Source organism: Aquiflexum gelatinilyticum, from assembly GCF_024813435.1.
Taxonomy (GTDB): domain Bacteria; phylum Bacteroidota; class Bacteroidia; order Cytophagales; family Cyclobacteriaceae; genus Cognataquiflexum; species Cognataquiflexum gelatinilyticum.
In genome coordinates, this window is sequence record NZ_JANAEZ010000009.1 from 111,239 (window position 1) to 126,692 (window position 15,454).

Annotated in this window: 14 protein-coding genes; 10 read left to right on the top strand and 4 right to left on the bottom strand. The window is 38.6% G+C overall.

The window, feature by feature from the left end; all coding sequences use genetic code 11:
- Positions 1-200 precede the first annotated feature (200 nt).
- Positions 201-680, bottom strand: coding sequence for a SixA phosphatase family protein (locus NK987_RS17845; RefSeq protein ID WP_259264964.1), 480 nt, complete (start codon positions 678-680; stop codon positions 201-203).
- A 155-nt stretch (positions 681-835) separates the two neighbouring features.
- Between NK987_RS17845 and topA the strand changes: the two genes are divergently transcribed.
- The 6 genes from topA (at position 836) to mgrA (ending at position 8,905) form a co-directional block, all read left to right on the top strand.
- Complete coding sequence (gene topA / locus NK987_RS17850; RefSeq protein ID WP_259264965.1) at positions 836-3,160, top strand: type I DNA topoisomerase; 2,325 nt, start codon at positions 836-838, stop codon at positions 3,158-3,160.
- A 121-nt stretch (positions 3,161-3,281) separates the two neighbouring features.
- The gene (locus tag NK987_RS17855; RefSeq protein ID WP_259264966.1) at positions 3,282-3,974 is read left to right on the top strand and encodes an SIR2 family NAD-dependent protein deacylase; all 693 of its coding nucleotides are present in this window, start codon (positions 3,282-3,284) and stop codon (positions 3,972-3,974) included.
- The gene (locus NK987_RS17860; RefSeq protein WP_259264967.1) at positions 3,967-5,316 is read left to right on the top strand and encodes a flavin-containing monooxygenase; all 1,350 of its coding nucleotides are present in this window, start codon (positions 3,967-3,969) and stop codon (positions 5,314-5,316) included. The genes NK987_RS17855 and NK987_RS17860 overlap by 8 nt, the downstream gene beginning before the upstream one ends.
- Positions 5,317-5,377: 61 nt before the next feature.
- Positions 5,378-6,709: a YfcC family protein gene (locus tag NK987_RS17865; RefSeq protein ID WP_259264968.1), complete on the top strand. Its 1,332-nt coding sequence runs from the start codon at positions 5,378-5,380 to the stop codon at positions 6,707-6,709.
- Between the two features lie 134 nt (positions 6,710-6,843).
- A complete protein-coding gene (locus NK987_RS17870; RefSeq protein WP_258423672.1) occupies positions 6,844-7,866 on the top strand; it encodes a patatin-like phospholipase family protein in 1,023 nt (340 codons plus the stop codon).
- Positions 7,867-7,885: 19 nt separating this feature from the next.
- The gene (gene mgrA / locus NK987_RS17875; protein ID WP_259264969.1) at positions 7,886-8,905 is read left to right on the top strand and encodes an L-glyceraldehyde 3-phosphate reductase; all 1,020 of its coding nucleotides are present in this window, start codon (positions 7,886-7,888) and stop codon (positions 8,903-8,905) included.
- A gap of 59 nt (positions 8,906-8,964) precedes the next feature.
- Here mgrA and NK987_RS17880 read toward each other — a convergent pair whose 3' ends face one another.
- Positions 8,965-9,756 (bottom strand): hypothetical protein, encoded by a 792-nt coding sequence (locus NK987_RS17880; RefSeq protein ID WP_259264970.1) that lies wholly within the window; start codon positions 9,754-9,756, stop codon positions 8,965-8,967.
- A gap of 223 nt (positions 9,757-9,979) precedes the next feature.
- On the opposite strand from NK987_RS17880, the gene NK987_RS17885 reads away from it, so the two are divergent.
- The 3 genes from NK987_RS17885 to NK987_RS17895 all read left to right on the top strand — a co-directional run bounded on the left by NK987_RS17885 (position 9,980) and on the right by NK987_RS17895 (position 12,355).
- Positions 9,980-11,104 (top strand): pyridoxal phosphate-dependent aminotransferase, encoded by a 1,125-nt coding sequence (locus NK987_RS17885; protein WP_259264971.1) that lies wholly within the window; start codon positions 9,980-9,982, stop codon positions 11,102-11,104.
- Positions 11,105-11,113: 9 nt separating this feature from the next.
- Positions 11,114-11,674, top strand: a complete 561-nt coding sequence (locus NK987_RS17890; RefSeq protein ID WP_259264972.1) for a GNAT family N-acetyltransferase — start codon at positions 11,114-11,116, stop codon at positions 11,672-11,674.
- 63 nt (positions 11,675-11,737) lie between these two features.
- On the top strand, positions 11,738-12,355 hold the full coding sequence (locus tag NK987_RS17895) for a hypothetical protein (protein WP_258423677.1): 618 nt from the start codon (positions 11,738-11,740) through the stop codon (positions 12,353-12,355).
- On the opposite strand, the gene NK987_RS17900 is transcribed toward NK987_RS17895, so the two are convergent.
- Positions 12,356-13,696: a Gfo/Idh/MocA family protein gene (locus tag NK987_RS17900; protein WP_259264973.1), complete on the bottom strand. Its 1,341-nt coding sequence runs from the start codon at positions 13,694-13,696 to the stop codon at positions 12,356-12,358.
- 324 nt (positions 13,697-14,020) lie between these two features.
- Here NK987_RS17900 and NK987_RS17905 point away from each other — a divergent pair, with 324 nt between their 5' ends.
- Positions 14,021-14,578, top strand: a complete 558-nt coding sequence (locus NK987_RS17905) for a ferritin (protein WP_259264974.1) — start codon at positions 14,021-14,023, stop codon at positions 14,576-14,578.
- Between the two features lie 59 nt (positions 14,579-14,637).
- Here the strand turns inward: NK987_RS17905 and NK987_RS17910 are convergent, their stop codons facing one another.
- On the bottom strand, positions 14,638-15,276 hold the full coding sequence (locus NK987_RS17910; protein ID WP_259264975.1) for a sterol desaturase family protein: 639 nt from the start codon (positions 15,274-15,276) through the stop codon (positions 14,638-14,640).
- Positions 15,277-15,454 lie beyond the last annotated feature (178 nt).

The window sequence follows — 15,454 nt, forward strand, 5'->3', positions numbered from 1 at the left end:
AAAGCGATTTTTTTTTAAATTGAACATGTCATTCAAATTTTTCTTTGAAAGAATTATCAGGATGTGGACATGTTCATTAATTTAAATCCAAAAGTGAATGAACCTATTGTATTTCTACAAATGCCCTAAAGTCTAAAAATGATTTTTGGGGTAAAAGAAGAATTCAGAAGTTGAAACCGGAAAGATTGAGACAAGTAATATTAAATTGTTTCTCTAAGAACCCCTGTTTCACCACCAACCTGATCCCAATCCTCAACCTGAATTTCGATAATTGAAAGCATTCCAGGAAGCAAATTAATCGAATCTATTCCGGTAATATAGGAAACCAAGGAGCTCAATGCGGGATTATGGCCCACCAAAAGTAACTTCTCAATTTTTCTCCCGGTTTGGTTTATCAGGTCCAAAAGGTCCATGGTTTCTGCTTCATAGATTTCGTCTTCGACCGATATTTCTTTAGCATAAACATGTTTTGTTATTATTTCTACAGTCTCAGAAGTTCTCGCAGAAGGACTTACCAAAATAAAGTCAAAAGCCACCCCCCTACCTTTTAGCATATTTGAAAGCTGATTAATTCTCATTTTTCCTTTTTCCGAAAGTGGTCGGCGAAGGTCCCCGAGATGTCCGATTCCAGGTTCGGCATCACCATGCCTTAGGACAAATAAAAATTTTTGTGGTGCCATTTAATTGATTTTAAGTACCCGTAAAAATGGCTAAAATCGGATCAATTAAAAAGATGATGCTCCCCTTTATTTGGATAGGAATATATTGCAGTCTATTTTTAGGATTTTAATTGGATAGCTAAAGAAGCGAACCAATCTTTAAAAGCAACATACTTATGTCAAAAAATTTAGTAATAGTAGAGTCACCTGCCAAAGCGAAAACCATCGAAGGTTATCTCGGTAAGGATTTTAAGGTTGCCTCCAGTTATGGTCATGTCCGTGATTTGCCTAAAGGAGATCATGCTATTGATGTTAAGAACAAGTTTAAACCGACCTACGAAGTTACCCCTGACAAAAAAGATGTTATCAAGCAGCTAAAAAGTTTGGTTAAGGATGCAGAGACAATCTATCTAGCAAGTGACGATGACCGCGAGGGGGAAGCCATTTCTTGGCATCTTAAGGAAGTTTTGAATTTGAAAGATGACCAAACAAAGAGAATTGTTTTTAGGGAAATCACAAAAAATGCAATCCTCAAAGCAATAGATAATCCAAGGAAAATCGATATAGACCTTGTCAATGCGCAACAAGCGCGCAGAATCCTTGATAGATTGGTGGGTTTTGAACTATCCCCTATTCTTTGGAAAAAAATAAAAGCAGGACTTTCTGCAGGCCGGGTTCAATCTGTTGCTGTTAGGCTGATAGTGGAGAGAGAAAGGGAAATTGAAAAATTCAAATCGAAATCCTCTTATAAAATCACAGCAATATTTGACGTCAAAGGCAAAAGGCTTTCTGCAGAACTCCCCAAAAAATTTGATACTCAGGCTGAAGCAGAGGAGTTTTTAAAGAAATGCCTTTCTGCGGATTTTACGATTGAAAACCTTGAGAAAAAACCTGCAAAAAAATCTCCCGCACCACCTTTTACAACTTCGACTCTTCAACAGGAAGCAAGTAGGAAATTGAGTTTTTCAGTTGCTCAGACCATGTCTGTGGCTCAAAAGCTCTATGAAGCAGGAAAGATTACCTATATGCGTACAGATAGTGTAAACCTTTCTGAGGACGCTATCACTGCGGCAAAAAATGAAATCAATGCATCTTACGGTCCTGAATTTCATCAGCCACGAAAGTTTACCACAAAATCCGAAAGTGCTCAGGAAGCTCATGAAGCTATCAGACCCACTGATTTTTCCAAAAGTGAGGTCAACGGAGACAGAAACGAACAGCGTCTGTATGAGTTGATTTGGAAGCGTGCCATAGCTTCCCAAATGGCAGATGCACAGCTGGAAAGAACAATTGTAACTATCGGAATTTCTTCGACCAATGAGAAATTGATAGCTTCCGGCGAGGTGATCAAATTTGAGGGATTCCTGAAAGTGTATCTTGAAGATACTGACGACGAACCTGAGGATGAAGAAAATGGCAATAAAGGTTTGATCCCTCCTGTAAATATCGGTCAAAATCTGGATTTGGAGGAAATGAAGGGTAGAGAAACTTTCTCCAGACCTGCCCCAAGGTATACGGAAGCTTCTCTGGTGAAAAAATTAGAAGAAATGGGAATAGGAAGGCCTTCTACTTATGCTCCTACCATTTCTACGATCCAAAAGAGAGATTATGTAGCTAAGGAATCCCGTGAAGGAACCGATAGAAACTACGTTGAAATGAAAGTTGTCCAAGGTCAATTTTCAAAAGAAACCAAAAAAGAAATAACGGGGGCGGATAAGAACAAGCTTTTCCCAACCAACATTGCTATGGTGGTCAATGATTTCCTTGTAGAGCATTTTCCCAATGTCATCGACTTTTCCTTTACTGCCAAAGTTGAAAAAGAATTCGATGATATAGCCCATGGAGGACAGAATTGGGAGGACATGATCGAGGGATTTTATAGTAAATTCCACCTTAGGGTTGAAGAAACTGCCAATGTCGCCCGTGCTGATATTAACAGTGCACGTGAATTGGGCAAAGACCCCAAATCGGGAAAATCTGTATTTGCGAGACTTGGAAGATTTGGGCCATTGGTCCAGATAGGTGACCAAGATGATGATCAGAAGCAGTTTGCAAGTATGAAGAAGGGGCAGTTTATCGAGAATATTACCCTTGAGGAGGCTTTGGAACTTTTCAAATTGCCGAGAGAAGTGGGATATTTTGAAGATAAAAAGATCATTGCCGCTGTAGGTAAATTTGGCCCTTATCTCAGGCATGATGAAAAGTTTGTATCACTTGGAAAAGAACAAGACCCGATGACCATTACGGAGGATGAGGCCATCAAACTCATTGAGGACAAACGCGAAGCTGATGATAAAAAGCATATCAAAACTTTTGATGAAAATACAGAAATCCAAGTCCTGAACGGAAGATGGGGACCTTATATCAAGTTTGGAAAAAACAACTTCAAAATCCCTAAAGGAAAAGAAGCTGAAAGTCTTACTTACACTGAAACATTAGAAATAATTGAAAATCAACCTGACACAAAAAAGAAAGGTAAGTTTGCAAAAAAGAAAGCATAACTCAAAAGGGACTTAAAGTCCCTTTTTTTTATCCTTATAAAATTCTTTCTATTTTCTTTTTGTCATTTTTTTCTTGAGATTGAGTGCATTATCAGCCTTTCACCTCAATCTGATTTTTGAAATGAAAAAATTAGTGGTTCTTACCGGAGCAGGAATATCTGCGGAAAGCGGTATCAGTACTTTCCGTGACAGCGGCGGGCTTTGGGAAGGCCATGATGTGATGGAAGTTGCTTCTCCTGAAGGATGGAAAAAAAATCCTTCTCTTGTTCTTGATTTTTATAACAAAAGAAGAAAACAGGCACTCACAGTGCATCCCAATAAAGCCCATTATGAACTTGCGCGCTTAGAGCAGTATTTTGATGTGACCATTATTACCCAAAATGTTGACAATCTCCATGAGCGGGCAGGCTCGTCCAAGATTATCCATCTCCATGGTGAACTTTTCAAATCTCAAAGTACCATAGATCCAAGGTTGGTTTACGAAATGAATGAATGGGAAATTAATTTGGGAGATGTGTGTGAAAAAGGAAGTCAATTAAGACCGTTCATTGTATGGTTTGGAGAAAGCGTTCCGATGATGGAGGTTGCCATCAATGCTACTTTGGATGCTGATATCTTTGCTGTTATAGGTACATCTTTGGCAGTTTATCCAGCTGCGAGTTTGATAGAATATAGCCCTGCCAATTCCTCAAAGTATATCATTGATGTTAAAATCCCCCAAATATCATATTTTGGGAACCTTCGGAAAATAGAAGCTCCGGCGTCAATTGGAACAAAAATCATGTCTGAAGAAATTGTTTTGAAATATGTTTAAAAAAGTAGCTGTCATAGGTGCAGGACCATCAGGTATCACGGCTTTGAAAAATTTATTGGACCAAGGCATCCCTGCTGTTGGATTTGATAGAAATTCAGAGGTAGGAGGAAATTGGGTTTATTCTGAAAATGAAAGCCATTCAAGTGTCTTTGAAACCACACATATCATCAGTTCCAAAACCCTTTCCCAATATTCGGATTTTACTTTTGATGATTTTGACCCAACGGTTTCTGATTATCCTTCTCACGATGAATTGAGAAGGTACTTTCAGGCATACGCCAAGCATTTTGGGTTGATCAAACACATCAGGTTCAATACCATGGTTATCCACTGCGAATGGCTAGGCCAAGAAAAATGGGAAATCATAACCGAAACTGATGGAATAAAAAAAACTGAAGAGTTTTCAGATCTCGTCGTCTGCAACGGCCACCATTGGAATCCAAGGTGGCCAAATTACCCGGGGGAATTTACAGGGGAATTTTTGCATTCGCATTCATTCAAAAAAGCTGAGCCTTTCAAAGACAAAAGGGTTCTTGTCATAGGTGGTGGCAATTCCGCATGCGATGTCGCTGTCGAAACTAGTAGGGTCAGTAAAATGACCGCCATTTCTTGGAGGCGTGGTTATAGAATCATACCAAAGTTCTTTTTTGGGCAGCCTTCTGATAAAATCGGTGAAAGAAGTGCTTGGATACCTTTAAAAATCAGAAGTTTCTTCTTTGATATTTTACTCAAAATAATGGTAGGTGATAACCACCTTTACGGTTTGCGAAAAGTGGAAAACAAATTCGGGGAAACCCACCCTACCATCAATGATGAACTGCTTTATAAAATCCGACATGGGAAAGTGAAACCTCGTCCTGATATAAAAAGACTGGAAGGGAAAAAAGTGATTTTTGAAGATGGTATAGAGGAAGTGTATGATACTGTCATTGCCTGCACCGGCTACTACCTCTCCCACCCTTTCTTTCATAAAAAGTTTATTGACTACAGTTCAGGTCCGGTTCCACTTTACCTAAAGATGTTTCATCCCGAATTTCGAAATCTTTACTTTGTGGGTATGTTCCAACCTTTAGGCTGTATTTGGCCGGGAGCGGAATTACAGGCAAAGATTATGGCAAGAGAAATAGCCGGTAAATGGGTCAGGCCTTCCAATATCAAAGATCTCTGTGAAAAAGAAGTCTCACAGCCCCATTATAAACAGATTGATACACCTAGGCATACCATTACTGTGGATTTTCATGTATTTAAAAAGCAGCTGTTGAAATATCTGCCAAAGGATTACATTTCAAAAGAAAAAATTGAAACAGACCAAAAACCAATAGCAGTTCCATCTAATTCATAAGGCCTCTTTTCAAATTGTATATTCCACACCGCAAAACCCATATTTCAAAAATCCAACTGAAATGAAAATCTCCTTCCCCCACCCTTTGATTATCATGCTAGTCTTTATAGGATTTGCTGCATTGCTGACCTATTTCGTCCCTGCAGGTTCCTATGACAGGATATTGGATGAAGCTACTGGTAGGGAAATTGTCGTTCAGGGTAGTTACCGGCATATTGAAAATAATCCTGTGAGTATTGGGAAAATTTTTTTGAGTGTACCCGAGGGATTTATTGAAGGAGCAGATGTAGTAATATTGATTCTAATCATAGGTGGCGCTTTTTATGTGGTTGAAAAAACCGGGGCATTCAGTAGTGGCTTGGAGGTTTTGATTTTCAGATTTAGCAAAGCAAAATCTTATCTCATCATAATCTTAGGAATCCTATTTGCTACCATGGGGAATTTGAGCGGATTTCAAGAGGAAGTAATTGCTATGGTACCCCTACTTATGGTGTTGGCTAACAAAATAGGTTACTCAAAAACGGCCGTGATTGCCTTCAGTTTGGGTTCAGCGGTAATTGGGGGTTCATTTGGCCCAACCAACCCTTTTGGGGTAATCATTGCGCAAAAAGTCGCGCAAGTACCGGTTTTTTCAGGTGGTTTGTTTCGTATGGTTTTTCTCATTTTGGCGCTTTCTTTTTGGATCGGTTATTTTATAAAAAACGGGAAAGACAAATCTCTTTCAGAAACTATCTCTGTCAAGGTTCCAAAAAAACTATCTAACATCCATGTATTGATTTTGATTCTTGTTGGCCTGACTTTTGGAATCATGGTATTCGGTTTGACCAATTGGGGATGGAATTACAATGAAATGTCTGCAATATTCTTTGCATTGGGTTTGGCAGTTGGATTAATAGGCAATCTGGGAATCAACGGTACTGCAAGGGCTTATTCTGAAGGTTTTGGAGAAATGATATTTGCAGGTGTAATCGTTGGTATGGCTAGGAGTATTTATTTGGTTTTACAGGATGGACAGATTATAGATACCATAATACTTGGTTTATTCAGTCCTTTAGAAGGATTGCCGCTCAGTTTATCAGGTATTTTTATGTTGGCAGGACAATGCATCTTGCATATTCCTGTACCGAGTACTTCAGGCCAGGCTGTTCTGACTATGCCTTTGTTGGCTCCTATTGCTGATTTGATCGGTATGTCTAGACAAGTCGTTGTGTTAGCCTATCAATACGGAGCCGGATTGATGGATTTGGTGACACCGACAAACGGCGCATTGATGGCGATATTGGCCGCATCGGGCATTTCTTACAAAGAATGGATGAGGGTGGCGTGGAAACCGATTCTAATTTTGTTGCTCATTGGGTCCTCCAGTATCCTGTTTGCAATTGTTGTTTTCTGATATCAGATTTATTTTTAGCACAAATTAATTAACCTTTATCAGATCTGTTTTTATTTGATTTTTCTTCTCAAAAAGCACCTTTAAATTATTAAATTTAAATAGTCACTATAAAATTTTTACTAAATCCTATCTAAATGAAAAAGGTAACAATCATCTCCATAGATGGAGGTGGCATCAGAGGGATAATTCCCGGGACTATCCTTGCACTAATTGAAAAAAAACTTCAAGATCAATTATCAGGTCCGGACGCCAGGCTCGTAGATTATATTGATTTTGTAGCAGGTACGAGTACAGGAGGAATATTGGGTTGCGGTATGCTTGTTCCTGATCCAAATAATCCAAGTAAGCCAAAATATACTATGGCCGAAGTGGTTGAACTATATTTGCAAAACGGTCAGGAAATTTTCAGTAATCCGATATCTCAAAAAGTCAGGACTCTTTATGGTTTAAAGGATGAGAAATTTTCAAATTCAAATTTGAAAAAAGCCCTTCGTGAATATTTTGGGGATACACTTTTGAGCCAACTGATCAGGCCTTGTTTATTTACATCCTATGATATTGAAAATAGAAAGGCGAAGTTTTTCAAACATGGGAAAGCACGTGAAAATGAAGCGGATGATTTTTATGTAAGGGATTTGAGTTTAGCTACTTCCGCTGCCCCCACCTACTTTGAAACAGCACTGATCCAATCTAAATCTGCGGAATCCTTTCCGTTAATTGATGGAGGTGTTTTCGCTAATAATCCTGCGATGTGTGCTTATGCGGAGGTCAGAAAATGTATATTTGGCGACATTGCCAATCCTACTTCAAAAGATATGCTCATGCTCTCGATCGGTACCGGATCAGTCAAAAAACCCATTCCATACAAAAAGGCAAAAAACTTTGGAATGGTAGAATGGATCAAGCCTTTGATAGATGTGATGATGTCAGGCAATTCAGAAACTGTTTCCCATCAATTGGAATGGCTTTTTGATGCCGGGAACAATAATGAAGGCTATATCCGGTTGGAACCTGAAATAGGAAATGCCAATTCCGATTTAGCTGATGCGACACCAAAAAATATGGCTGCATTAAAAAGAGCAGGTGAACAATTCGTGAAAAAAAATGAAGCCAAAATAGATGAATTGGTAAAGACACTGATTGAAAATAAATCCTAAAACCTATAAATAATATAAAATGAATATTAACGACCATCAACCTCTTCCAATGTACCGTGCTGATGAATCTAGATATGATTCCATGGAATATAGAAGGTGCGGTAAAAGTGGGGTCATGTTACCTATGATTTCCCTTGGATTATGGCATAACTTCGGACATAATGCTGATTTCAAAAATGCAAGAAATATTCTTCGTCAGGCATTTGACTTTGGAATCACACACTTTGATCTTGCCAATAACTATGGGCCTCCCTATGGATCTGCAGAAGAAACATTTGGAAGAATCATGGAAAAGGATTTCAGACCTTATCGGGATGAATTGATAATTTCAACCAAAGCTGGATGGGATATGTGGCCGGGACCATATGGTAATCATGGATCGAGAAAGTATTTAATCGCTTCCCTTGATCAAAGTCTGAAAAGGATGGGACTGGATTATGTTGACGTTTTTTATCACCATAGACCCGATCCGGGAACGCCACTTGAGGAAACAATGGGCGCTTTAGACCAAATTGTGAGACAGGGAAAAGCTTTGTATGCAGGTATTTCACAATACAATGCAGAAGACACTGCAAAAGCTTACAAGATTTTGAAAGAAATGGGAACTCCACTATTTATCCATCAACCTAGGTATAGTATGTTTGACAGATGGGTTGAAGGAGGCTTATTGGATGTTTTGGGAGAAAAAGGTATTGGATCAATCGCATTTTCACCTTTGGAGCAAGGTATTTTGACTGACAAATACTTAAAAGGAATACCCGAAGACAGCAGGATTGCCAAAGACGGAAGGTATCTTAAAAAAAACCAAGTCTCTGATGAAGTGATCAGCAAAGTCCGAAGGCTTAATGATATTGCTTTAAATAGGGGGCAAAGTCTGGCACAAATGGCAATAGCATGGCTGCTCAAAGATCCAAGGATTACAACTGTCCTAGTCGGAGTAAGCAAACCGGAGCAATTGGCAGAAAATGTCGAAGCAGTTAAAAACCTTAATTTCTCTTCCGAAGAATTGGAAAAAATAGAATTGATTCTAAAGAATTAAATAAAAAAACCACCGGATAGAACTGATTTAAATCCTCTCCGGTGGTTGATTTTTTGTGCTTATCGGACAGCGTTTTCCAAAGTCGCCAAATAAATATATTTCTGTTCTCTAGCCTGTATCCCTTTTTCCATGGCAGCACGCTGCTCGGCTGTGGATTCCATGTCCTCATATTCTTGGGCATTGAAAAACTGTAAATAGTCTTTATACTTGTTCATGGTCAAGTGGGTATATTTTGCTTCACTTCCAAAAGGCAATGCAGTCCTGAGTAGACTCCAACTTCCCATCAATCCCTTTTCAATCCTATTTTGATGGATTTTCAAAAACACTTCTTTCTCAGCTTTTTCATACTCTTGGAATTTACCTTCCACAGCTTTCATCATATCAAATGAAGCCAATGAACCTTTCTTGAGATGAAAGCTGTCTCTTGTCCTTGCAATTTCCTGCATGTAAGCCCTTTGTGCCAAATCCCTGCTACTTATAGCCGCATTGAATTTCTCAACTACCTGTTTTTCGGTGAGGTGGGGATATGCCACCATTGCATATTTGACCATGTCCTCATCCTGAAGCCCGTTCATCATATTCACCGGGTTGTCAAAATAAGTGATGGTAATATATTGGAATTCACTTGGGTCGGCGCCTGATTGTAAAGCCCAAAAGTCCCATCCCTTTATTTTTTTATCATTGACAGCAGCCATGTATATTTTTTCCATAAAATCTTTGAATTCAATGAAATCATAAGTTTGGTTAGATTCCACTTTGATAAATTCAAATACCAGATACGTCGGTTCTTGGGCTTTTGCCATTGACATGGCCATAATCCCCATAAACAAGAAAATGCTTAATTTTTTCATAGTATTATAATTTTGGGATTGAAGACTTAATGATAAGTATTTGATAAAATTTAGGAATTATATTTTGAAAATGATAATTTTTACTGCTGTTTTTTTCTATCATTTATTAAATTGGTAAAATATTATCCAGTTAGGGAATAATTACCAAGATAAATCATTCTTGGTAATATGGATTAGGAATAAAAAACTGATATTATTACATTTTGGTACAAATTGGAATTATATGAAATTTTCAAGAAGAGATTGGTTAAGAAGTGCGTCATTGGCAGGTGGTGCTGCATTGCTTACAGGCACAGGAGCATTCAGTACACTTTCCGCAGAAGAAATCCGCAAATTCAATCCACGTCCATTGGACAACCCCATCAGGTTGGGATCGAATGAAAACCCCTATGGACCTTCCCAAAAAGTGAGGAAAGCCATGATGGATGCCTTTGATGTCAGCTGCAGATATCCTTGGTCGTTTAATGCTCCTCTTGTAGAAATGATTGCAAAAAAAGAAGGTGTGACTCCTGACCATGTTGTGTTGGTGGCAGGGTCTACCGAAGGACTTAAAATCACAGGCATTACCTATGCAGGCAAAGGCGATGAAGTGATTTCTGGATTGCCTACATTTTTGTCATTGATGACCTATGCTGAAACCTGGGGGGCTGAAATCAATTGGGTTCCGCTTGACAAGGACTTGAATTATGACCTCAAAGAAATTGAAAAGAGAGTTTCACCGAAAACCAAGCTGGTCTTCCTTTGTAACCCAAACAATCCAACTGGAAAATTGCTGCCTGCAAACGAGGTTTTGGATTTTTGTGAAACAGTAAGCAAAAAAACAATGGTATTCAGTGATGAAGCTTACTGTGATTATATTGAAGATCCAAATTATCCTTCTATGGTCAAACTTGTAAAGGAGGGAAAGAATATTATTGTTTCCAAAACCCTATCTAAAGTATATGGACTAGCAGGAATCAGACTTGGGTATTTGGTTGCAAGGCCTGATATTGCCAAAAAGCTCTCCGAACGAGTGGTTGCAAATACAAACATCATGGCAATTGAAGCAGGAAAAACTGCTTTGGAGGAGACAGAATTCTATCAATTCAGTCTTCAAAAAAATCTTGAAGCAAGAAAAATGATAGAAACAACCTTGGACGAATTGAAATTGCCATATCTCCCCTCCCAAGCAAATTTTGTATTCTTCCATGCAAATCAAGATGCTAAAGAGCTTGCAAAAACCATGCTTGCCAAAGGTGTCATAGTGGGAAGACCATTTCCTCCATTGAATGATTGGTGTAGGGTAAGTACCGGTACCCTTGAAGAGGTGGCATATTTCAACAAGGTATTGAAAGAAACTTTGGGTTAAGGATAACAGATGATCGACTTTAACTTAAGACTTGAAAATGAGTCTGTATTATTAAGGCCATTGGAGGAGGCAGACTTGCCTCCTTTGCTGGTTTTATCTTCCAATCCCGAAATGTGGCGGTTTTTTACACATGACCTTTCAACTATGGATGGGTTATCAGAATGGGCAAGGCCTGCATTTGAAAAACAACGTCTTCAATTTGCTATCATCGAAAAAAAATCTGGAAACCTTATTGGGTCTACTGCCCTTGGAAATATCTCGGAAAGAGATAGCCGGATGGAAATCGGATGGACTTGGCTTGGGGTAAGTTATCATGGAACCGGTTTGAATTCTGTTGTGAAAAAGCTCCTTTTAACATATTGTTTTGAGAAAATCGGTTTAGAACGTGTCGAATTCAAAACAGATGTATTGAATGTTCAGGCCAGAAAAGCGCTTAAGAATATTGGTGCTATTGAAGAAGGGGTACTTAGGAGCCATACATTGATGACTAGTGATAGACGCCGAGATACGATTTATTACAGCATTTTGAAACAAGAATGGGAATATGTCAAAAGAGAAAATGATTGGTAATTGTTATTTTTAAATAAAGGTCTGATTTTTGCTTTTGGAAAAATAAAATTATCTCACTTTCCTATGAATTTATATAAATTTTTGGCCTCCAGAACTCTTATTTTCTTAGCAATTTTAGTAGGGTTTTCTGCATGCACTATTACAGATACCGGAGAAGATCCATTTGCAGCATTCAGCAACTTTGACCTAGGGGAGAATCGGATTGAATTTAAATCAGCCAAACTAACCATCACCGGCCCGGTAAATTTCTCTGGAGAAGGTTCCCATGTTTGGGCAAAACTTGATTTATCAACAGATGTCAATTTTTCAATTCCATATATTCCCAATTCAACAATTATGTCAATAGGGATTTATTCTGTTTCCAATGGGAAAACATTACCTGACTTTCCTCTTCAAAGTGGCGAATATGCTGTTTTTCCGTCCTCGGGAATTTCGGATCCAAAAATTATCCCAGCTTTAGAAGGTAAAAATTTTGCATTTGGACCTTTAATCAGCCAAAACTATTTTCCTGATGAATTGGCTTTTCAAAGCCTATCGGATGCCCAAGATGGGAAAATCACCATTCAATTTGATATGGAAAAAAACATGTTAAAAATAACCCATGATTGGGTTACTAAAGATGGGGTGAAGGCTACTGGAACCAATAACCTCCCCCTCAATCTTTCTTCTTTTAATCCTTGATTATACAGTCGGCAATTTCCAGCCGTTGTGGTAATTGGCTTTCATCAAGGCATTCGCTTCAGGATCGGTAAATTGTCCTTTGTTAGCATCCCAATACACTTTCTTTCCTGTTTTGTACGCAATATTTCCCATTTGGGCATTGATAGCAGCAATACTTCCTGTCTCAATTCCACAGGTCAATTTAGAGGCATCGTTTTCAATTATTGAACTTACAAAACCTTTGGCATGGATTTCAAGTGCATTTCCGTTTGGTTTTATCAATTGGATTTCTTCAATTTTATTGACCCTTTTTCCATCCTTGTTTTCAGTTTCAGGAATTACTTTCCATCCTCCCCTATTGACTACCAAAGTTGCATTATTGCCAATAAAAGCAATGCCTTCTGTAGTTCCGTAGTTACCTCCATCTATACCGGTGGCATGTTCCCACAGCATATTGAATCCATCATATTCATATACAGTCTGTAATGTATCCGGGGTCTCAGAAGCATCATCAGGATAAGCAAATTTCCCACCAGAAGCCATCACAGACTTTGGCGCAGTCACTCCCATTGCATACAAGGCTATATCAATCTCATGTACTCCCCAATCGGTCATCAAACCACCTGCATAATCCCAAAACCATCTGAAATTAAAATGAAAACGGTTCCCATTAAATGGCCGCTTTGGTGCAGGTCCAAGCCACATGTCATAATTAACACCTTGAGGAACAGGTCCGTCAGGCATGACTGGTACCGGCTTCATCCAACCTTGATAGGCCCATGTTTTTACAAGTCTTATTTGTCCAAGTTTGCCTGACTTCACGTAATCAATAGCTTCAGCATATTGGGAACCGCTTCTTTGCCATTGCCCAACCTGAACCATTTTTCCATAACGTTGCTTGGCTTTAACCATCAGGTTACATTCTTCAATGGTATTGGCAATTGGTTTTTCGACATAGACATGTTTTCCTGCCGAAAGACTATCTACCATGGTCAAACAATGCCAATGGTCAGGGGTACCAATGATGACAGCATCAATATCCTTGTTTTCCAACATTTTTCGGTAATCCTTGTATACCTGTGGCTTTTTCCCTCTCTGCTTATTCACATCTTCGGAACGTTGGTCCAAAACACTCTGATCAATGTCTGCAATAGCCACACAATTGACATTTGGCATTTTGAGGTGGGCATTCATATTTGACCATCCCATTCCTTTGCATCCTATCACTGCAAAATTCAGTTGATCAGATGGAGCGATTTTTTTGTTGAGTGCCGACAAGGTATCAGCGTGTATCATGCCCGGCATGCTCAAACCGGCTGATAGCAAGAGGCCATTTTGGATGAATTTTCTTCTTGAATTCATGATGATTAGGTTATTTTTAAATTATGGGTTGTTTTGGTTGATTTCAATTCAATTTCCCGAATTCAATTTTTTATTCAGTACATATTCATTTAAATATAAAGCTTAAGCAAATGGCAGGAAAGCCAATGGTATAAAACTGTATAAATTTGCTTTATGATAGTCAATTTCATATGTTAAAAAAAACAGCAAACTGCTGTATTTTACTTACAATAATGAAAATGGAATTTAGATTTTTACTTATACCAAATCTAAATTTCTGAAAATATCCCATTTCAAGAACCATATCTTTCCAAATTAGTTAAGTTTGTATAAAATGAAATCGCCATGAAACCAAAAGAAATCGTAACGCTACAGCGTTCATTACTGCTCGATACAGAAAAATTGTTGAACCAGCAGATAGAAATGGAAGGTAAATCTTCTGCATATTACCTTTCCATGGCCTCTTGGTGCCACATGATGGGATATGAAAATGCATCCCAATACCTCTATGTCCATGCAGATGAGGAGAGAATGCACATGATGAAAATCTTTCATTATGTAAACGAAGCAGGAGGACACGCCATCCAACCTGAAATTACCGGAATCAGACACCATTTCAATTCTTTGCGAGAGGTGTTTGAACTTATTCTTGAGCATGAAATCAAAGTGACCAAATCGATCAATTCTATTGTAGACCACGCCTTTGGGATCAAGGATTTTGCTACTTTCAGCTTTATGCAATGGTATGTTACCGAACAAAGGGAAGAAGAGACTTTGGCCCGAAGAGCTTTGGAATTGTTTGACATCATCGGCGAGGAGGGAATTGGCCTTTGGACCATCGATCAAGAACTCGGTAAACTTCACGGAAAAGCTGCTGCTGCATCTGCTTCAAAAGCACAATAACAATATTAAAAAGGGAAAAGCGCCACCTGCACTTTTCCCTTTCTTTTTAATTTAGAATTTCAATTTCTGCTTTTTGATTCTTTCATTTCTTTGTCAGGTTTGAAATAAAATCCTAACATTCTTTCCGAAATAACTTCCTCTTTTGGAGGTAAGGTGTTAAACATCCAGTCCCAGATAATTGTACTGAATGAAAATCCTTTGTCAGGATATTTCCCATGGTGGTGAATGTGGGCCTTCTGGACTTTGGGAAAAATATAGCGTCCCCACTTTTTGTGTAGCATGATGTGCATAAGGCTGTATAATGTTAGGCCAACATAGAAGCCTAGAAACAAAGTGAAATAATTGTTCCAAATCAAGGCAAAGTAAAATATCCAAATCCCACCCACAAATAAGATGGATCTCTGAGTACCGTCAATTTTGATTTCCTGAGGATGCTTGTGGTGGTTCATGTGCATGTCGTAGATTTTGCTATTGACATTCCTGAAGTGGTTATGCATCCAAAACCTATGCAGAAAATACTCGGTAAAAGTCCATCCGAGCCAACCCGTGACCAATAGAAACAAAAACTTGAATGTGGATGAGGTGGTCAATCCTGCTCCCAAAACCAATACAGTGGCGATGATAGCAAAAACCATGATGCAACTGATGGCTGCTTGAAGTTCTTTTCTTTTTCCTAAGGAGATTTTTTGAGTTTCCATCTTTTTTTGGATTTATGTGAATGAAAAATTCAAGAAAGTAGGCTTGTCAAAGAAGTACCTGACCAACCGTGATTTCTTATCATGCCACCAAATTACCTGAGACTTTTACCATCGGCGAATTGAAAAAAAACGTGCCGATGGCCTGATTTGTAATTATTCAGAAAACTACGGGAAGGAA